Origin of the sequence: Roseibium denhamense (assembly GCF_009711415.1) — a bacterium.
GTDB classification, from domain to species: Bacteria; Pseudomonadota; Alphaproteobacteria; order Rhizobiales; family Stappiaceae; genus Roseibium; species Roseibium denhamense.
Genome location: NZ_SMLZ01000104.1, coordinates 91,514 through 111,783, shown reverse-complemented (window position 1 = coordinate 111,783; position 20,270 = coordinate 91,514). Strand labels below are relative to the sequence as shown.

The following is a 20,270-nucleotide window of genomic DNA, read 5'->3' as shown; positions in this document are numbered from 1 at the left end:
TGGTCCGGTCTGGGAGGGATTGGTTATTAAGCTTCCCGGAGGCGCGCCTGTTTGGCGGGGGGGCGGCGGTCTGCCTCTGGTAATGGATCGAACTGTGGATCTGTTTTCAAATTGAAATGGAATGCAGGTCCGGCTCCGGCGCGCGTCAAAGTTCGCCCATCGCGCGGCGGAACCGTTGGACGCTTTGCGCAAACCCATGAACCAGCGCATCGGCTGTAAATCCGTGACCGATCGACATTTCCCGGATGAATGGCGCGCGCTCCAGAAGGGGCGGGATGTTTTCAACCGTGAGATCGTGCCCGGCGTTGACGCCCAGGCCAGCGCTTCTAGCAGCTTCGGCCGCCGCAGCAATCTTGCCGAGTTCCCTTTCCGCGCTGGCGGGATCGTCATAACAGGCGCCATAAGGACCTGTGTAGATTTCGATCCGCTCCGCCCCGAGGGCAGCGGCTTGTTCGGCAGAGGCTGGATCCGGGTCACAAAAGAGCGACACGGTGACGGCCCACTCTTTCGATGCAGCAATGGCGGTCTCTAGGATCCCGGTGTCTTTTGAAAAATCCCAGCCATGGTCGGATGTGGTCTGCTCGGGGTCGTCTGGCACGAACAGGACCTGCTCGGGCCGCGCGTCTTCCACGAGTTTCAGGAAGTCCGGTGATGGATAGCCTTCCAGGCACAATTCCTTGTTTGGGAACCGGTCCTCGATCAATTCGGCCAGGTCGAAAACGTCGGACTTCCGGATGTGGCGCTCGTCCGGCCGCGGGTGCACGGTTATCCCCTTCGCGCCGGCATCCATGGCAAGTGCCGCGAGTCCTGTCACGCTCGGCCAAGGAAGGTCGCGGCGGTTCCGCAGCATCGCTACGGCATTTACATTTACGGACAGGCGGGAGATTGCGGACATGGTGTCGTTCCGGCTTGGTCTATTGGGGTAGTGGATGAAGATGTCGGATCGAAGGCCGAAGATTGGTTCAAAAGCCTTTGATGTCAAACGTCATATTGTCTCTAAGGACAATATTTCCCGCCGGTTTTCTCAAACTGGCAAAGACAGTTTCGCGCAGTCCTGACGCGGCGTTTCCGTTCCATTCTCAGTTCGCGTCCCCTGTCAAAACACCCAGATTGCTGGTGCTTGAAATGCCGTGTTACAGTTTTGTGACAGTTGGGAGTGACTTATGCAGAGCGATGTCTTGGACGCCGGGGATGAAATCGAGAGCAACGTGCCTCCCGAAGATGAACCGGCCGACGACAGCGGGACGCCATACTCGACCAGATATCAATATTTTTATGTGCCGGCCGCCGGCGACAGTGGCACCAATGGTGTATCCGCGCCCGGGGCGTTTTTGAGGCTCGGCAGCTACTCCGACATTGAAGAAGATGCAGCGCTTGCCGATGGCGTTATGCCAGCCTTTTATCCGGCCAAGCACATCAGCGACGAAGCCAGCGATGCGACGGTGAACTCCGGCGGCCCGAACGGCGCCGGGAGCTGCGGAATGCTGCTCGCCTGTGACGGGCGCGTGCTTTTGCGTGCGTCTGACCGTCTTTACATCAACACGGATGAAAAGATCCATATCCAGTCCGGCGACAAGATTACAATTATCGCGGACACCGGAGATGTCAGTCTGAAAACCGGGAAGAACTACAATGTCCGGTCAGCCAAAAAGGTAAGCATGCGGTCCGGTATTGGACCCAACGATTCCTACTCGACGCGGTCCGTGAACAGCTCCGGTGAAAAAGGGATCGAGATCATTGCCGACGAAGGCAGTTCCGATGTCTATATCGAAGGAAAGTCGCTTTATCTTCAGGTGAATGGCACCAGCACCGCGGATGTCACGGAAGACAATTCCACAATCATGCGTGCCGACAACTATGAAGATATCTGGGGCAACCAACTGTGTTTCTTCAGAGGCCGCAATGTCGAATTCTACTTCGGATATGGTTTCTCCTACCGGGCCAGCGTTTCCCTCAACATCTCTACAGCCATCGATATCAATATCGGACTGTTTGATGTTGGATTTCTCGTTTTCGACATCACCAAGACAGTGGTTGAAGTGAAGGCGTCGATGTTCAAGGCCAAAACCTCCACGGCGGAAGTCGCAGCGACGGCAACACGGGCGCGGTCGGACGCCGTCAGTGTCAGTGCTGTTCCCACAAAAGCGGAGTCCGGCGTTGTGACGGCCAGCACCGGCAGCGTGAAGTCGCTGATTGCGTTTTGGGAAGCGAAGATCGCAAATACTGCGCAGATCTAAGAAAACCCTACTTTTTCTGGGGGGGATTCTGTCAAACCGGGCGCTTCATGGACGCTGGGCAATGTGCACACTCTGATTAGAGCTGCACATTGCACTGCTGCATGATCGAGGCCTTCATGTTCCCCATTTCGGTGGCGATTTGGCTGGTTTTCGCCGAGAGGCTGCTAATGTCCATTTCGTAGAACACCGTGTCCGTCGATAGGTTGCAGACCCTGTTGCTGAGTTGAGTGATCTGTGTGTCGAGTACACTGTTGTTCACGCTCATCTCTTTCAGGTTGACTGCCCATTTGACCAGCTCAAACGTGCCAATTGCGAATTTGAAGTCCGTCATCAGGAGATTCAAATCAATGGATGTCGAGACATTAAACGATGCGCTGGCGCGGTAACTGAGGCCGCCTGCGAAGTAGAGCGACAGGTGGCTGCCTCGGAAGATTGACTTCTTGTTTCCCCAGATATCATCGAGGGTGTCAGAGCGCACAATGGTCGTCTGCTCTCCATCGATGTCCGTGGTTTGAGATCCATGCGCATGCAAATAGATCGCTTTTCCTTCGAGGAAAACGTCCGAGTTGCCATTGTCCGCGATGATTTCAACGCCTGTGTCCCCTGATGTGTTTTCAGCGGGTGGCACATATGGTTCATTCTGATTGGCGCCGGACCGCAGGCTGACTTTCTTGGTGGCAGAGACGGAGAAGTTGTCGCCTGTTGCTGCCGTGATCGGTCCAGTATCGGCCGTGAGATTAATGTCCTTGCCAGAATGAATGTCCACCAGATCGGTGGCCTCGATGAAAACCTCCTCCTCGGCTTTCAGCATGACCCGGCCGTCACAGGTCAAGGCGATGCCGCAGCTCTGGGCGGCATCGGAACCGGCAGCGTTCTTGAAGACGTTATCTTCGGATTCCCTGGCGATATAGCGGCTCGGATAATAGGCGGACAAACCACCCTCCGTCTGCGCGCTTTCCTCTTCGATATCGGAATAAGCGCCCAGGCGCAGGAAGGCACCTGGCTTGGTGATGCATTCCGCATCGTCCTCATCAGTCTGGTGCGAGGGCACAAAGAAATACTGGTAGCGGGTCAGCGACTGAGCCCTTTCCTGAGCAGACGAAGCCTCCGTGGCTGCCGGCAGTATGCTGTCCGGCGGCTCATACGGCGATTCGCTTGTATCCGCTTCGGGCCATCCAATGTTCAGATCCATCTCACTCTCCCTATCTGTTTTAGTGGATATCAATTCCTGGATCTTAGATGGCGATTGGCTGCGCCTTTCCAAATTAAGGATTGGTAAGGGTTGGAAAGGCAGCTCCTGACTTTCCTGGCGTGGGTTTGTTCTCCGGACTTTCCTCGGAGGGGCGAATGCTTGGCTTGAGGATTATTCAAAAAACGTGTTGTCAGTCCCGTGATCTATCGATATCTGTAACGTAATAACGTTACATATTGAGGAGAGGTCATGTCTGTGTCCCGTTTGCCGGTGACCGTGCTATCCGGGTTTCTCGGTGCCGGAAAAACCACCCTTTTGAACCGGGTCTTGAACAACAGGGCAGGGCTCAAGGTCGCCGTCATTGTCAACGACATGTCCGAGGTCAACATCGATGCGGATCTTGTCAGGGCTGGCGGAGCGGAACTGAGCCAGACCGACGAAACGCTGGTTGAGATGTCCAATGGCTGTATCTGCTGCACCTTGCGGGACGATCTCTTGCAGGAAGTCCGCAGGCTTTCGCAGGAGGGCCGGTTTGACTACCTGCTGATTGAGTCCACCGGAATCTCCGAGCCGTTGCCCGTTGCGGCGACCTTCGAGTTCCGGGATGAACACGGGGACAGCCTTTCGGATGTCGCCAAGCTCGACACGATGGTCACCGTTGTGGATGCCGTCAATCTTCTGAATGACTATTCAAGCCATGACTTCTTGGCCGACCGGGGGGAAACCCTCGGGGAGGAAGATGACCGCACCCTGGTGCATCTGCTCACCGATCAGATCGAGTTTGCCGATGTTGTGGTTCTGAACAAGGTCGGGGCCGCTGAGCCCGCCAAGGTGGATGCAGCCCTTAAGATCATCCGCAGCCTGAATGCCGATGCGAAGATTATTCAGACCGATTTCTCGGAGGTCGATCCGTCCGAAATCCTCAACACGGGATTGTTTGACTTCGAAAAAGCGCACGAGCATCCCATGTGGGCAAAGGAACTTTACGGTTTTGCCGACCATGTGCCGGAGACCGAAGAATATGGTGTTGCTTCATATGTTTATCGCGCCCGGCGGCCTTTTGATCCCGCGAGGATCCATGCGGTTCTGAACGGCCCGTTGCCGGGTGTTATCCGCGCAAAGGGGCACTTCTGGCTGGCATCGCGTCCGGACTATGTGGCCGAGTTTTCACTGGCTGGCGCGCTGTCCAGTGTAAGCCCAATTGGAACCTGGTGGGCCTCGGTGCCGGAGAGCCGGTGGCCGCAGGATGAAAGGGCACGGGCCTATGCCCGCTCGAACTGGAGCGAACCCTTTGGCGACCGGCGGCAGGAAATCGTCTTCATTGGGGCGGGGATCAACTGGAGTGAGGTAAGTGCCACTTTGGACGCTTGCCTTGTTCCAGAGAGCGCCGGAAATGATCTTTCTTCTTTTGCGGATATGCCCGACCCCTTCCCGGTGTGGCAGCGCGGCAGCGCGGCGGCATGACCGTGTATCAGGAAAAGATCGCACCGCGCCAGCGGCTGGCTCGGGACGTCTTGATTGGCCGGGATCCCGATATCCTGTCTGACATTGCCTCTCCGGGTGTCGCTGCGGCAATCTGGTCACGAAACTGCGATCCGGGCTTTCAGGCCTGGATCGATGGGTTGCCGGAGGAGCAGCTGCCGGACCTTCGAACTGTCATTCCGTTTCATCTGGCCAGTTCTGCGGTCCTGTCAGCCTGCCAGCAGGCGGGAACGCCCCACGGCCCGGAACTCGACATGTTGAGCGATGATGTCGGGGCGCTTGCGCTCATGCTGGCAAAGACACTGGACATAAGGCAGGTCCGGGTCCGTCTGGATGTGGCAACCGGTGTCATGTGTCCGAAGTTTCACATTGACAATGTGCCGGCCCGGCTCTTGTGCACGTATCGCGGCGCGGGGACGGAATATGTTCCGGCCGGGTTTGAGATGGAGCCAAGCCGTATCAGGCAGGTCAACACCGGGCACGTTGCGCTGTTCCGGGGGCAAACCTGGCTTGACGAGGAGAAGACGGGATTGCTGCATCGCTCGCCCGGTCGCGAAAGCGATGGAAAGACGCGCCTTCTGCTCGTGATTGACGCGGTCAGCTGATCGCAGAGGGTACCGCCAGCCGCTCCTGATCTCAGAAGAACCACTGCTCTGGCGCGTCAGGAGCGGCTAGGCACGTTCTGAACTGCTTTGATTTTTTGAGAGAATTGCGAGAATGGTTGAGATGATCTGAGAATTTCGCGTAATAAGTGCGAAATGGGGTGCGGCAAGCTAATCAGCTTAGAGAATTGTACACAGAGCGGTATTTACTCAAATTTCCTATTGGCGTAACTGCCGGTATATGTATGCATTATAAATAGTTTGACGCAGCGGCAAGCCGGGCGGCGATGGCTATTTATAACGGACTGATACTTCTTGCCCAGGCCATAGTCTACTTCACGGTCATGATGGGATTGTTGCGCGCGCGCCGGATGATTGGCCTCGGTGCCTTCATGTGCGCGCTTGGTGTCCTGCATTTTCTCGAGACATATCTTGGAAGTTTCTTCTATGTGCAGGTGCCGTTTGGGGTCGTGACACCGGGGTCCGTCGTCTTTTTCGCCGGCAAACTCTTGATGATCCTGCTCCTTTACATCCGTGAAGACGCCATGGTTGCCCGCCAGCCGATTTATGGCTTGTTTATCGGCAATCTGCTGGTCGTTTCACTTGTGCTTCTGCTCGGCCTTCATGTGACCACGCCGCTTGCAGGTGAGCGTGTTCCCGACATGGACTTCATCGACGAGATGGGGTGGTTGATGGTTTGGGGCACGACGTTGCTCTTTATCGACGGGATCGCCATCATCGTCCTTTATGAGCGGCTGGGGAATTGGTTCGGCCGCCATCTTGGCTGGCGGTTCCTGGTCTCGGGCGCTGTCGTTCTGACCTTTGACCAGTTCGGGTTTTTCCTGGCCCTGCATTTTCTTCTTGGGGCGCCCTGGGATGTTTTCTGGAGCGGTTGGATCGGGAAGATGATTGCGACCGGTGTCTACACGGGTCTCTTCATCATCTATCTCCGGTTCTTCGGTCATGAGAGCCAATGGCTGACCAACAGATCATTCAAGGATGTCTATGCGGTTCTCACTTACCGTGAGAGATACAAAGACCTTTTGGAGACCGCCAATCGCGATCCTTTGACGGGTGTTTATCATCGCCGCCGGTATGAAGAGATCGCGGCGCAGCTGCTTCAGGAAAACCTCGGTCATGGCCGTCCGGTTTCGATGATGATGATCGATATCGACAACTTCAAAGCCGTCAATGACAGGCTGGGGCATCAGGCCGGCGACACAGTCCTAATATCGGTGGCCCAATTGCTGGAAAGCAACCTGCGATCAGATGATCATCTTTTCCGGTTTGGCGGGGAGGAGTTTGTGTTGATGTCCGAGCGGCTTCCGGTCGACGGGGGGATCTCGCTTGCGGAGAGACTTCGAAAGTCCATCCTGCGGCACAGCGAAAAGCATCTCTCTGAACCGATAACGGTCAGTATCGGTGTTGCCTGCGCGCCGGAGGATGGGGAAACACTGCATGCGCTGTTCAAGCGGGCCGACGAGCGCCTGTATCGAGCGAAGGACCTGGGCCGCAACCGCGTCTGCGGCCCCGAAGTCAATGTTGAGTGACGCTAGGTCCGACCGGCTGGGCGGCATCTATGCCAGGCGCGTGCTTTTAGATCAGCGGGCGAAAAATCGGATCCGATGTACCGCCCAAAGCTGATCGATTGTGGAGTTGTCGAGCATCTTTGGGCGTTTCCAACAAAATGCCCAATGCTCTTTAAACCCTGTTCAAAAGACGGGCGCGGATCGTATTCGGCAGGGCCCGGATTTCTTCCAAGATCTTGACCGGGTCAGACACCGGGCTGTCGACATCCAGAACCACGTAGCCGATGTCTTGATGGGACTGCAGGTACTGAGCGCAGATATTCATGTCATGACGGGTGAACAGGTCGTTGAGGGTGCGCATGGCGCCCGGTGCGTTGTGGTGCACCTGAATGAAGCGGGTCGCCTCTGTTCCTTTTGGAAGCTGAACCTGTGGAAAGGAAACCGCGCCGATCGTGGACCCAACGTCGGAATACTCTACCAGGCGCTTGGAGACCTCTTCGCCGATCCGGTCCTGTGCCTCTTCCGTCGAGCCGCCGACATGCGGTGTCAGAATGACGTTGTCGAGACCGCGCAATGGACTGATGAACTCGTCCTTGTTGGATTTGGGCTCGACCGGAAACACATCGATGGCAGCGCCAGCAAGATGGCCAGAGGACAGGGCTGCCGCAAGAGCGTCGATGTCGATTACCTGACCGCGCGCATTGTTGATGAGGAACGCGCCCTTTTTCATCTTGGCGATCTGTTCGGCGCGGAACATGTTCCGTGTTGCCGGTGTATCCGGCACATGCAGAGACACCACATCGGCTTCCGCAAGCAGCGCATCCAGGCTGTCCGTTGGCATCACGTTGCCATGCTGCAGCTTGTCGATGGTGTCGTAGTAGATCACCCGCAGACCCATGGCTTCGGCAAGATTCGAGAGCTGGGTACCGATGTTTCCATAGCCGACGATACCCAACGTCTTGCCGCGCACCTCGTGCGAGCCGGCAGCCGTTTTCATCCATTTGCCGTCATGCGCGCCGGAAGACTTTGGAAACACGCCGCGCATCAGAATGACGATTTCGGCGATAGTCAGTTCGGCGACAGACCGCGTGTTGGAGAAGGGCGCATTGAAGACCGGAATGCCGCGCGTCAATGTACCGGGCAAGTGCACCTGGTTTGTGCCAACGGAAAAACAGCCGACGGCGACCAGACTTTTTGCTGCGTCCAAGACCTCTTCGGTGAGCTGGGTCCGCGAGCGGATGCCGAGCATCTGGACACCTTGGAGCCGTTCAATCAGCGCATCCTTGTCGAGGGCACCAGGCAGGACCTCGATATTTGTGTAGCCGGCTTTGTCCAGAACAGCGCGCGCGGTCGGGGATATACCTTCCAGCAGCAGCCACTTGATCTGGTTTTTCGGCCGGGAAAGACCGTGAATCATGGGCGGAAAGCCTCTTGTCTGTCTTTGAAGTTCAGCGCCGGTGTTGGCGCCTTGAAAACGCCGGTGTCGTATACGCGCAGATCGGTGTCGCGTCTAGTGTGGTGGGATTGAAGTGCGTCTCACGAAAGAGGCAACTTCCAATTCAGGCAACTAGGTCGCGCTCGTGCAATTGAGGCGGCCAAAACGCGGGAAACGACATCAAATGGCGGTCGGCGCCTCACCAAACTGGCTTTTGCTCTCAATGCATGTGGATTAGATGAAGTGTTTCTGATTTCTGCGGAAGTTTCATTGTAAACATTGACAATATAAGCAGAGTTATTTGCTAAAATACGCTAGTTGTTTGTCTTTATAAGAATTTTTACATGGAGTTCATATGCTATTTCCCTTACGGAGCCTGAGCTTCAAGGTGGTTTCGGGATGCTTATGGAATTGGAAACGCTCAAACAGTCATTTCTGGACCTGACCAGCGATGCCGTTGCGATCGGGGAATATGTCGGCGCCGGTGATGGCGTACGCGTTGTTTATATCAATCCAGCATTCACAAAGTTGTTTGGGTACCAAGAAGACGATGTCATCGGCCGACCGGTAACGGAATTGGCCGGTTCAGCATCCTCTTCGCCGTTTTCATTCCTGCAGAACCGCGTGCAAATGTCCGATCACCGCCCGCCGGATATGGTCAGGGTCCACACGGCCGATGGCACCCGTCTGCCGATCAGTGTTTCGGCATTCGGTTGTCATGATGGGGAACGTGGCAAGCACATTGTTGGCGCGACATTTCGTGACATGAGCGGAACCACCTACGCCGGGCCCCTTCCCGGCAGCCCTGAGAGTGACCGAAGTGATGGCCCGGGCATCCCGCCGCAGTCCTACGAGGATCTGCTTGCCGATCACACGCGGCTTTTGTCCGCCTTGAATGCCTATCCGGATCCGATTGTCATCTATGACAAGGATCAAATCCTCGTCTATCGCAATGACGGCTATGCAGCTTCAATGGCGGATGACATCACGGAGATCGTTCCCGGTATGCATCTTCGGGATGTGCTGCGAAGCGCAATCCGCCATGGCCGGTATCCTGCCGCTGTCGGACGGGAAGAAGACTGGATCAACGAAATCCTGTCGCCCTCGACCCTGTTCCGGCCGTTAGAAGATGTGGAGCTGGATGGTGATGTGCACCACCGGCTGTTCCGCAACCGGTCTATCAACGACGATTACATCATCATCCGCTTGAACTCGACCGAATTGGTCCGCGAAAAGCGCGCTGCGGAGGCGATAAAGGCCCGACTGATAGCAGCCCTGAATGCCTATCCGGCGCCCTTTGTAATTTATGATGCCGAAGACTGCCTTGTCGTTTGCAATGACGCCTACCGAGCCTCCATGGCCAACGACCCGAACGACCTGAAGGAAGGTATGCACCGGACGGAAGTTGCGAGGATCGCCATTCGTGCCGGCAAAATCGCGAATGCGATTGGGCGCGAAGAAGAATGGATGTCCGACGCGCATCAGCAGGAAGAAGTGGAGAAGCCGGTTCAGGACCTGGAACTCCCCGGCGATGTTCATCACCGGCTGCTCAGGTCACGGGTTGAAAACGGCGACCTCGTGATCTTGCGGATCGATACCACCGAGCTTGTCCGCCACCGGCGCATGTTGGAGCAAAACTCCGAGAAGCTGGAGAAGGCGAACTCCGAAATCACTTACATGGCGCTTCATGATGACCTGACCGGGCTTGCGAACCGGCGCTATCTGGCCGTGAAATACGAGGAGCTGGTCAAGAAACGGGCGGAGACGGGCGGCGACCTTGCTGCCCTGCATATCGATCTCGACCGGTTCAAGCAGATCAACGATACAATGGGCCACCGTGCCGGTGACAATGTGCTCGTTGAAGTTTCCAGGCGTATTTCAGGCAGGTTGTCAGCGGATGAATTTGTGGCCCGGATTGGCGGTGACGAATTTGTCGTTCTTCTGCATGTTCCCTCCGGCAGTTCACGGCCGCAGGATCTTGGATACCTGCTATTGAACGACCTTTCCAAGCCAACATATTTTGAGTCCCGGGAATGCCGGTTTGGCGCGTCCATCGGACTTGCCCAAACGCCGCTTGCCGGCACAGACGAGCTTCTGACCAATTCCGACGTTGCACTCTACAAGGCCAAGCGGAACGGGCGGGGGCAGCTGGCCGTATTCGATCAGTCGGATCTTGCGGATGTGCGGCGTGCCAAGGCATTGGCGGATGATGTCCTGCGGGGAATCGAGCAAGAGGAATTCGAGCCTTACTACCAACCGCAAATCGATGCGCGGTCAGGCCGCATTCTGGGCGTTGAAGCTCTGGCACGATGGCGCCATCCCGAACTGGGTTTGCTGCCGCCGGCAGAATTCCTGGAGGTGGCGCGCGAACTTAATGTCGACAGCGATATAGACCGCCTGATTTTCGAAAAAGCGATAGCGGAATGTGCGCCTGCGTTTGCCGGAAAACATGCCGGACTGGCACTGTCCTTCAATGTGAGCGAACGGAGGATTTCACATGCCGATCTTGAAATTCTCCATCGTCATGTCAGGGATTATTCGGGGCAGATCTGTTTTGAACTGCTTGAAACGATTTTCCTCGAGGAACAGGACGACGCGTTTCTTGAGCGTTTGCGCTTGCTGAAAGAACTCGGCATTTCGATTGAAGTTGATGATTTCGGCAGCGGCCGCGCATCCGTTGTCGCCCTTCAGAAAATCAACCCCGACAGATTGAAGATAGACCGGCGGCTGGCGTCGCTTGTCACCAAGGGCAGCGCAGGCCTCCGCTTGCTGCGGTCAATCATCGAAATTGCGCAGGCGCTCGATCTTGGCGTAACAGCGGAGGGCGTTGAGACCGCTGAGCAGGCCGAGATCCTGACCAAGCTCGGATGCGATCAGCTTCAGGGGTACCACTTTGGCAAACCCATGCCCTTTGCCGACCTTTTACGCCATCTGGAGCAGGAGCCGGACCGCACCGGTGGTCAGGCCGCGCGTGCGGATACCGGCGCGATATAGAACTTCTTCTTCCCAAGGATCGAAACGTTCGCCAGGTGTCCAGCCTGGACCCTTCGTGCGGAAATAAACCGCTTGACCTCACCTTAACTTGAGCTCCTATCAAGCCGTCTTTGAACCTTCAAGACAACGACTTGGGAGTAGGTCAAAGATGCGGATTTCAAACCGGAAATATGCAATCACCGGAGCCGGCCGGGGCTTGGGCGCAGCGCTTGCCATTACAATGGCCGACGCCGGATGCCGTGTTGTGCTGCTGGGAAGACATGAAGGCATGCTCACCGAAACCGCTCGTACGATCAAGGACCGGACGGGACAAGTGGCCGCCACGATTTCCTGTGATCTTGCGGATGCGAAGAGTTGTAGTGTGGCAGGGACAGCGCATGCCGCCAATCATGAGGACCTGGACGGGGTGATCCACAATGGCGCCATGTGGCTGACGGGCCCTTTGTCCGGTATGCTGGATGAGGACATTCAGTCCTGTCTTTTATCTGCGGCGAGCGGTGCGTTGATCCTGACGCGCCATGTTCTTCCCAATCTTCTGAACAGACCCGATGCTGACATCCATACGGTTGTGTCCACCAGCGGCATCCAGAACCGCAAGCAATCAGGCGGGGGCGTGCCGTTCCGTGCGTCAAAATCCGCACAGGCCGGAATGGTGCAAGGCCTTGCCGATGAACTGGCAGACACCAATGTGCGGGTCTCTGCCGTTTTTCCAAGTTACATCGATGATATCTCGCCGCTGGATGCAGAGTGGACCGCGGCCGATACTGGGCGTCAGTCGCTTAGCAACCGGGAAGTGGTTGAGGCTATTCTGTTCATGCTGAACGTCCCCCCAAGCGTGACAGTCTCATCGCTTGTGATCGAGTAAGCGCAGGAGTGGACCGCGACAGCTGTGCTTTGGCAGGGGCCACGGTACAGCTGTCACTTTCTTATCCTTCGAAGAGCGAATTCAGCGGGGCCGGATGGCTTGCCGGTTCCAAATAGCCTAGGCTCATCCCAGACGTCCTGCCCAACCCCGGAGCCTTCCAGTGATCAGCTTGCCGCCCTTGCCCTATACCGAGTGGTCCGAGACGAAAGACACGCTTCATCTATTTTTGCAGATCATTGGCAAAATCCGGATGAAGACGCATCCAAAGCTGAACCATTGGTGGCACGTCACGCTCTACCCGCATATCAGCGGCCTGACGACGGGACGTATTCCCTACGGGGACAGCGGCTTCGAGATCCTCTACGACACGCTGGACCACAGGGTCATCATTACGCGGAATGATGGTCGAAAAGCCGAATTTTCCGTGCCGGGCCTGACCGTGGCCGGTTTTTATGATGCGGTTTTCTCCCGTCTTGCGGAGTTAGATATTGCGGTTGAGATTCTGGCCACGCCCTATGACAACAAGTCGACAACGCCCTTTGCGCAGGACACCCGGACGCGTGCCTATGATGCGGCGGCAGTTTCCCGGTTCTGGCGGGCCCTGTGTTCGATCTCTGGCGTTTTTGAGGCGTTCCGCACCCGCTTTGCCGGCAAGCAGACCCCGGTTCAGCTTTACTGGCACTCTTTTGACCTGGTCGTGACGCGGTTTTCAGGAAAGCCACATCCGCTCGAAGGTGGCCGTCAGTCGGACCGGGAAGCCTATTCCCATGAGGTGATTTCCGTCGGGTTTTGGCCCGGCGACGACACCTTCCCGGAAGCTGCCTTTTACGGCTATGCCTATCCGGAGCCGGTAGGCATGAACCAGGTAGAACTTCAACCGGCACCGGCATTCTGGGCTGAGAAAAACGGCGGCGCGCTGGCGATCTTGAAATATGAGGACGCCCGGACAGCCGAGGATCCGTCCGCTGCTATCCTCGCGTTTCTCGACAGTCTTTATGAGGGGGCTGCGGTCAAGGCGCAGTGGCCTGCTAGGGAGCTGGTGCATGCCCATGCTTGATGCCTTGGCCGTACGGCGAAGACTGAGCTTGGTGGTGTCGTTTGTTGTATGTGATCGGATCTGCTACCTTTACGGTAGGGGGGCTTAGTGCTGCGTCCGGGAGGGACACATGCTTAAGTCATTTTTTGCGACATTATTCTGCTACTTGCTGTTATTACACACCACTCTTGCGCAACCGGCCGACATAGCTTGTCGGGGTGACGGGCCGCAAATCGCTGGTGCTGTGAATCTTGAGACCATTGATCTTGCACCTGGCTATGTCACCAATGATGGCGGTATTGCGTATCTGAGACAGATTGACGATATCGTCTATTGGTTCGCCGAGCATCCGGGGCGAAGCTACGCCCATGTATTCCGGGGGCGGCGAATCGGCAGTACCATCACGGGCCGCTTCATTTCCGTCCCCAAATTCACCGCAACAGCGAATGGCCGGGTGACCCTTTCAATCATCGCTGGAGGTCACCTCAGGCTGCAGGGACAGGCGAACGGATTGCCCTATTCGATCATGCGTCCGTGCAATCTCTCGCAGCTGCGTGCCCAGCTTCCACTACAAACCGACGGAGGTTTTCGAAGTCACGGCACCGATTTTGACGGCACCTACCAGGACGACAGGGGGCGCCGTTTTTACCTTCGCACCGTGGGAGACAAAGTGGTTTTTTTCGCTGAATCCCGTTTCCAGAAGGGCAAACGTCCCGTAGCGGCCTATTTTTATTTCGGGACCCGCATCGAAGCGTCACCACGGTTTTCTTCCGGTCCCATGATCGCCCTTCCAAAGGGCCAGCGGCGTGCGAACGGCGGGTTCAGCATGGGGTTCGGAGATCCCAAATCCATTTCCGGCCGGAGCGACTTTCAGCATCTGCAAAACATTCTGGCCGTGCCGATGGCTGAGCGCATGCAGGTTCAGCTGCTGGGGGAGCCGGACGCGCGCCTGCGCGATGTCGATATCCGGGGGAGTCTTCTTACCGTTGAGGGGGATATTGTCGTCGGTGAGATGCAATCCGGTCTCGCGAATGCGAGCTATGCATTGAGCGTTTCCAGCGGTGCCAAGCTTTGGCCGGATTGCCGGGTCCCTTATGAAATTGATGCCAGTTCCCTTGTGGTGCGCCCCGGTGACAGCGATGTCGTCTTTAGCGGCAGCAACGCGCCGAACCTTTCCTCGGCGAAAATCCAGACGCGCCAGGCCATCGACGCTGCGATTGAATACGTGAACGCCAACACGGATTTCCGTTGGGTTCCAAAGACCTCCGCCGATGACGATTATGTCGTTTTCACCGGGCTGGAGGCCCCATGCGACTATGAGGATACGGACCGCAGCCAGCCGGTCTTTTGCGGTCGGTCAAAAGTGGGCCGTGCGGGCGGCCGGCAGGATATTCTGTTCACCATCCCAAGCCAGCAAGCCCGGAACTTCATTGGCCGGGGGACATTCGTCCACGAAATGGGCCATGCCATGGGGCTGTTTCATGAGCATACGCGGATTGACCGCGACGAATATGTTCAGATCAACTGGAATGGTATCCGGGAATCGGCAAAGCCGAATTTCGTGAAGAGGACCAGCAACGGTCTTGAGATCGGACCTTACGATTTCAGGTCGAACATGCACTACGGGGCCAGGACCGGCGGAATTCTGAGCGGCAATTTGCGTGCCCGGACGATCATTCCAAGGCCGGAAGGACAAACTATCGGAAGCCTTCCATCCGGGTACACGCGCGGCGACATCGATGCGTTGGGCGCGATGTGTCCCGATCCTGTGCAGCAGGATACGCGCTCCAGACGAGGCGATGGCGGGGGAATTGCCATCACCAATCTGGACAACGATCCGCGCATGGAAGTGGTCTTGATGACATATGATGACGCCAATGGCCAGAACAGCTTTAAACTCGATCTGTGCGACTATGAGGAGACCGGCAACAGACTGACATGTTTCGAACAGCTGCAACTGGATGGCCTTGGCCATCGCGGCAATGGTGCGGGGATAGCCTTTGGCGATCTTGACGGGTTCAACAGCGACGACATGCTGGTTGCGGTTTATGACGGTGGAAATCTGATAAAGTACAGGATCTGCAGGGATTTTGCCGATGACCGGCTTGGCAACTGCCTGTCCAGCCGCCAGGCCATGGGCGGACAGTCGCTCGGCAGCAACATCGATGGATTGGGTGTTGCCATTGGCGACATTGACGGTGAGGGCCGCGACGATGTGATCATCGGCGTCTACGACAATCCGGATGGGCAGAACAAGATCAAATACATCATTGGCCGCAATCCCACGAGCCTTGGAAATTTCACCTGGTTCGGGCCGTTTCAGGAGGACGGTTTGAGCCATCGTTCAGATGGCTTTGGGGCGACGCTGTTCGACAGCGATAACAATGGCAGGCCTGAGCTGATGTTCGCGATACTGGACGACAGTTCCGGATCGGATCACTTCAAGACTGTCACTTTGTACAATTTGAACACGCTTGGAATTTCAGACGGAACCCGGCTCGAACAAAGGTTTCATGCCCATTCCAGCAGCTCAGATGGTGCCGGGATCGCCGCTCACCAGTTCGGCGACGGTGATCCAGCGACACCATCGATCAATGATGGGGCGCCGGACCTGTTTTTGATGTCTGTCGATGATCCGGGAAATGATGATGAGCGCAACAACCGCTATAAATTGCGGCTCATCTATTCCGGTGCTCAGTAGGCGTTGAACTCCGCAACATAATAAGGCCCGCCGCGATCAGCGTGGCAGGCCATGGTTGTTGTCGCAATTCTGGCGAGGATCAGAGCCCTTCCGGCCCGCGCTGGACGGCGGCGACGCCTGTGCGGGAGACTTCCACCAGCCCCAGTGGCTTCATGATCGAGATGAATTGCTCGATCTTGGAGGTCCGTCCTGTAATTTCGAAGACAAAGTGATCGGTTGTCGCATCAATCACCGTGGCCTTGAAAGCATCGGCCAGGCGCAGGGCCTCCAGCCGCTTTTCACCGGCACCTGTTACCTTCACAAGAGCGAGCTCCCGTTCCAGCGGCTTGTCCTGGTTCATGCGGCGCGCCCGGACGGTCAGGTCCGTGACCCGGTGAACCGGCACCAACCGGTCCAGCTGGTGGCGGATCTGTTCGATGATCATCGGGGTCCCGGTGGTCACGATGGTGATCCGGGACAGGTGCTTTTCGTGCTCTGTCTCCGACACCGTCAGGCTGTCGATATTGTAGCCGCGGCCTGAAAACAGCCCGATCACCCGTGCCAGCACGCCCGGCTCGTTGTCAACGATCAGCGATAGGGTGTGCGTTTCGATCTCGTTGCTGACTTCCGCAAGAAAATAGGCGGATGGCGCATTGACGTTTTGTGCGTTCATCTTCTCAAAAATCCTTCTGACCGGCCCTAGACGAGAGTTTTGCCTTCGGCGGAAATCGCATTGGCGACCGCCTCGTCATTGGCCTCGTCCGGAAGCAGCATTTCATTGTGAGCTTTGCCCGATGGGATCATGGGGAAGCAGTTGGCGAGCGCCGCAACCCGGCAATCGAACAGCACAGGCCTGTCGACAGCGATCATTTCTTCGATTGCACCATCCAGATCGGACGGTTTTTCAACCCGGAACCCAACCCCACCGTAAGCTTCGGCCAGTTTGACGAAATCTGGCAGGCTCTCCGTATAGGAATGCGACAGACGGTTGCCATGCAGCAGCTGCTGCCACTGGCGCACCATGCCCATATACTGGTTGTTCAAGATGAACACCTTGACGGGAAGCCGGTACTGAACCGCGGTCGACATTTCCTGAATGTTCATGAGGATCGAGGCATCGCCTGCAATGTCCACGCACAGCGCATCGCGGTGGGCAACCTGGGCACCGATTGCGGCCGGAAGGCCGTAGCCCATGGTGCCGAGGCCGCCAGAGGTCAGCCACCGGTTCGGCTCCTCGAAACCGTAGAACTGGGCTGCCCACATCTGATGCTGGCCCACTTCCGTGGAAACAAAAGTCTTGCGGTGTTTGGTCAGTTCATAGAGCCGCTGGATGGCGTATTGCGGCATGATGACATCGTCGTTGGGCTTGTAGGCCAGCGAGTTGCGGGCGCGCCAGGCATCGATTTGATGCCACCAGGCCTTCATCGCGCTGTCTTCAGCCTTCATGGACGACGTGCGCCAGATCCGGACCAGATCTTCCAGGACATGGGCCACATCGCCGATTATCGGCAGATCCGCATTGATCGTCTTGTTGATCGAAGACGGATCGATGTCGATATGGATCTTCTTGGAACCGGGGGAGAAGGCGTCTGTCCGCCCGGTGATGCGGTCGTCAAAGCGGGCACCGATGTTGATCATCAGGTCGCAGTCGTGCATCGCCATATTGGCTTCGTAGGTTCCATGCATGCCGAGCATGCCGAGCCAGTTGTCACCGGAGGCCGGATAGGCGCCAAGGCCCATCAGGGTTGAGGTGATCGGGAACCCTGTCAGAGAGACCAGCTCGCGCAGCAGCTGGCAGGCCTGCGGGCCGGAGTTGATGACGCCGCCGCCGGTATAAAGGATCGGCCGTTTCGCGGCGGCCATCATTTCCGCAGCCATGCGGATCGATGCCGCATCGCCCTTCACCTGCGGGCGGTAGCTCTTGTGGGCGGCAGCCGGGTTCGGTGTCGGACCCTGATAGGTGCCGGTCGCGAACTGGACGTCCTTTGGGATGTCAACGACCACCGGACCCGGACGGCCGGATGTTGCGACATAAAAGGCCTCGTGCAGGATGCGCGGCAGATCGTCGACATTGCGGACCAGCCAATTGTGCTTCGTGCAAGGCCGGGTAATGCCGACCGTGTCGCATTCCTGGAAGGCGTCATTGCCGATCAAATGCGTCGGCACCTGGCCAGAGATGCAGACAAGCGGAATGCTGTCCAGCATGGCATCGGTCAGGGCGGTGACCATGTTGGTTGCGCCCGGGCCTGACGTGACCAGGGCAACGCCGGGCTTGCCGGTGGAGCGGGCATAGCCTTCCGCGGCATGGCCCGCGCCCTGTTCGTGGCGCACGAGAATGTGCTCGAGGCCGTCCTGTTGAATGATCTCGTCATAGATGGGAAGCACTGCGCCGCCCGGGTAGCCGAAGATGGTATCAACTCCCTGGTCTTTCAGCGCCTGGATGACCATTTCGGCGCCGGTCATTTCCCGTGTCATTCTTTTCACGTCCTCAGTTTTCCGCCTGAATTCAGGCTTGGCTCTCACTTTTTTGGTTCGCTTTCGCGGGTTAGGACTGCAATTCGGTCCGTTGGTGTGATCGTCCTTCGACGCCGGATACAAAAAAAGGCCCCTGGGGGAGCCTTGGTCGCGCGCCATTATGTCCGGTCGGGGGTTATCCCGCCGGGGCGCGCATGTCCACCACCACTAGAATGAGCGACATCATCATGCCGGTCCGGTCCTTGTTGCTGTGCAAAGGCCGCGAAGCCCGTTCTTGCGTTTTTTGGCTATAAGCCGGTCCAACCGTTCAGGCCTCCATAAACAGAAGCATCAAACAAATTGGCTCAAGGACAACCCGCCAGCCGAGCCTTGATGCGGCGCACCCTAGTCAGGCGCGTTTGATGGGTCAAGCCTTAAATCCGAATATTGCGCAGAAGATCGCTTATGTTTTTAAATGTTTCTTATGGATGGCAAATTAAAGATGATAATTAGCGGGAATCTGCTGCGCCTGTCAGCCGCAGTTTGACGGCATCCGAATTGACAAAAAAATGACATGAGGGGATTGCATCGGCCTGCTTGCCCGATTATACAGCGGGCTCTCCGGCGCACCGCAGTTCGGCTGCGGGCCAGCATCGTTGCCGGACTTGGTGAGAGCCGATAGCTCAGCTGGTAGAGCAACTGACTTTTAATCAGTAGGTCCAGGGTTCGAACCCCTGTCGGCTCACCAAAAACTTCCTGGACAATCCAAAAAGCGAACGCAAACGACCTGATGGCTTTGCCTGTTAGGCTGATTGCTCCTGCACACTCCTTTCATGACCAACTTGGTGCGTGATGTTGTCCTGGCATCGAGCCACGACAGCAGCTGAAAATGACATTTTCGCCTATTGCGTGTATATTTGGTTGTGGTCCTTCTTCCCCTGCTTGCCGTTAGGGAAGTTTTGGTAGCTGTAAGGTTTCGTAAAAGCAATAGCTTAACCGAATTTCCTGAGCGCTGGCGAACGCGGGTTCTGAAAAATCAGAAGAAAAAATTCACAAGAATAGAATCCTAGCGTCTTTAGGTTGTGCGGAACAAAACGGGTTCAAATCCGCAGCGAAGCGGATCGGGGAGCGACTGATGAGGGAATGGGATAGGAACATTACCGGCACCGGCACGCCTGCTCACAGCCTGTGGATGAGCTGGATTGACGATGCCCAGGTTCTCCGCCGCCGTGCCTTGCGGTTGACCCGCGGCGACCGCGAGGCCGCGGAGGATCTCCTGTCGTCGACCTTGATCAAGGCAGTCACCCATGTGGAACGCCACGAGACCAGCATCCGCGAGCCGAGGGCTTTCCTGCTGTTCGCAATGAAAAATGAATATATCAGCCGACTGCGCAAGGAGACGTCCGAGCGGCAGGTGCGGGACTTCAGCGCAGATGTCTATCAGGACCACCAGGCCGGATTGGCGGACAGCCAGCCGGATCAGGAAAACCTGTTGCGCCATCAGGACGCGCTGCGGCGGGTTCTAGAGGTGGTCAATGCCCTGACGCCGGAGTTCAGAATGGTGTTCCGTTTGAGGTTTTGTGAAGAGTGCAGCTACCGGGAAATCGCCGGACGGCTTGACATATCCGAGCCGCTTGCGCGCAAGCGGGTCCAGCATTTGCGGGAACATTTGCGTAAAGCGCTTTCGGATGACAGTCCGGCGCTTTCTGCGGGTTCTGCGTCACAAGCTGTCCGGTAGGGCGTCCTTGTTCCTGACCGGGAATG

At 56.8% G+C, this 20,270-nt stretch carries 14 protein-coding genes and 1 tRNA gene; 10 read left to right on the top strand and 5 right to left on the bottom strand.

What is annotated here, in order from left to right; translation table 11 throughout:
* Positions 1–145: 145 nt before the first annotated feature.
* Entirely contained in the window at positions 146–895 is a 750-nt protein-coding gene (locus E1180_RS09210) for a pyridoxine 5'-phosphate synthase (RefSeq protein ID WP_155190881.1), read from the bottom strand.
* 268 nt (positions 896–1,163) lie between these two features.
* Here E1180_RS09210 and E1180_RS09205 point away from each other — a divergent pair, with 268 nt between their 5' ends.
* Entirely contained in the window at positions 1,164–2,237 is a 1,074-nt protein-coding gene (locus E1180_RS09205) for a hypothetical protein (protein WP_155190880.1), read from the top strand.
* Between the two features lie 76 nt (positions 2,238–2,313).
* Here the strand turns inward: E1180_RS09205 and E1180_RS09200 are convergent, their stop codons facing one another.
* Complete coding sequence (locus tag E1180_RS09200; protein WP_155190879.1) at positions 2,314–3,429, bottom strand: hypothetical protein; 1,116 nt, start codon at positions 3,427–3,429, stop codon at positions 2,314–2,316.
* Positions 3,430–3,678: 249 nt separating this feature from the next.
* Here E1180_RS09200 and E1180_RS09195 point away from each other — a divergent pair, with 249 nt between their 5' ends.
* From E1180_RS09195 to E1180_RS09185, 3 genes are all read left to right on the top strand, one after another.
* Positions 3,679–4,893, top strand: coding sequence for a GTP-binding protein (locus E1180_RS09195; RefSeq protein ID WP_155190878.1), 1,215 nt, complete (start codon positions 3,679–3,681; stop codon positions 4,891–4,893).
* Positions 4,890–5,516 (top strand): DUF1826 domain-containing protein, encoded by a 627-nt coding sequence (locus E1180_RS09190; RefSeq protein WP_155190877.1) that lies wholly within the window; start codon positions 4,890–4,892, stop codon positions 5,514–5,516. Before E1180_RS09195 ends, E1180_RS09190 begins: the two co-directional genes overlap by 4 nt.
* 284 nt (positions 5,517–5,800) lie before the next feature.
* On the top strand, positions 5,801–7,063 hold the full coding sequence (locus E1180_RS09185) for a GGDEF domain-containing protein (RefSeq protein WP_155190876.1): 1,263 nt from the start codon (positions 5,801–5,803) through the stop codon (positions 7,061–7,063).
* A 151-nt stretch (positions 7,064–7,214) separates the two neighbouring features.
* Here E1180_RS09185 and serA read toward each other — a convergent pair whose 3' ends face one another.
* On the bottom strand, positions 7,215–8,459 hold the full coding sequence (gene serA / locus E1180_RS09180) for a phosphoglycerate dehydrogenase (protein ID WP_155190875.1): 1,245 nt from the start codon (positions 8,457–8,459) through the stop codon (positions 7,215–7,217).
* Positions 8,460–8,876: 417 nt separating this feature from the next.
* Here serA and E1180_RS09175 point away from each other — a divergent pair, with 417 nt between their 5' ends.
* From E1180_RS09175 to E1180_RS09160, 4 genes are all read left to right on the top strand, one after another.
* On the top strand, positions 8,877–11,471 hold the full coding sequence (locus E1180_RS09175; RefSeq protein ID WP_155190874.1) for an EAL domain-containing protein: 2,595 nt from the start codon (positions 8,877–8,879) through the stop codon (positions 11,469–11,471).
* 148 nt (positions 11,472–11,619) lie between these two features.
* The gene (locus tag E1180_RS09170) at positions 11,620–12,336 is read left to right on the top strand and encodes an SDR family oxidoreductase (protein ID WP_155190873.1); all 717 of its coding nucleotides are present in this window, start codon (positions 11,620–11,622) and stop codon (positions 12,334–12,336) included.
* Between the two features lie 160 nt (positions 12,337–12,496).
* Positions 12,497–13,393, top strand: a complete 897-nt coding sequence (locus tag E1180_RS09165) for a DUF5996 family protein (RefSeq protein ID WP_155190872.1) — start codon at positions 12,497–12,499, stop codon at positions 13,391–13,393.
* A gap of 223 nt (positions 13,394–13,616) precedes the next feature.
* Positions 13,617–16,073, top strand: coding sequence for a M12 family metallopeptidase (locus tag E1180_RS09160; protein WP_208997032.1), 2,457 nt, complete (start codon positions 13,617–13,619; stop codon positions 16,071–16,073).
* A 79-nt stretch (positions 16,074–16,152) separates the two neighbouring features.
* Here E1180_RS09160 and ilvN read toward each other — a convergent pair whose 3' ends face one another.
* Both ilvN and E1180_RS09150 read right to left on the bottom strand, forming a co-directional pair.
* Positions 16,153–16,725, bottom strand: coding sequence for an acetolactate synthase small subunit (gene ilvN, locus E1180_RS09155; protein WP_155190871.1), 573 nt, complete (start codon positions 16,723–16,725; stop codon positions 16,153–16,155).
* Positions 16,726–16,751: 26 nt separating this feature from the next.
* Positions 16,752–18,527 carry an acetolactate synthase 3 large subunit gene (locus E1180_RS09150; protein WP_155190870.1) on the bottom strand — a complete coding sequence of 592 codons (1,776 nt, stop codon included), beginning with the start codon at positions 18,525–18,527 and terminating at the stop codon, positions 16,752–16,754.
* Between the two features lie 651 nt (positions 18,528–19,178).
* Here E1180_RS09150 and E1180_RS09145 point away from each other — a divergent pair.
* Positions 19,179–19,254, top strand: a tRNA-Lys gene (locus E1180_RS09145).
* Between the two features lie 387 nt (positions 19,255–19,641).
* A complete protein-coding gene (locus E1180_RS09140) occupies positions 19,642–20,244 on the top strand; it encodes an RNA polymerase sigma factor (RefSeq protein ID WP_208997031.1) in 603 nt (200 codons plus the stop codon).
* Positions 20,245–20,270: the final 26 nt, after the last annotated feature.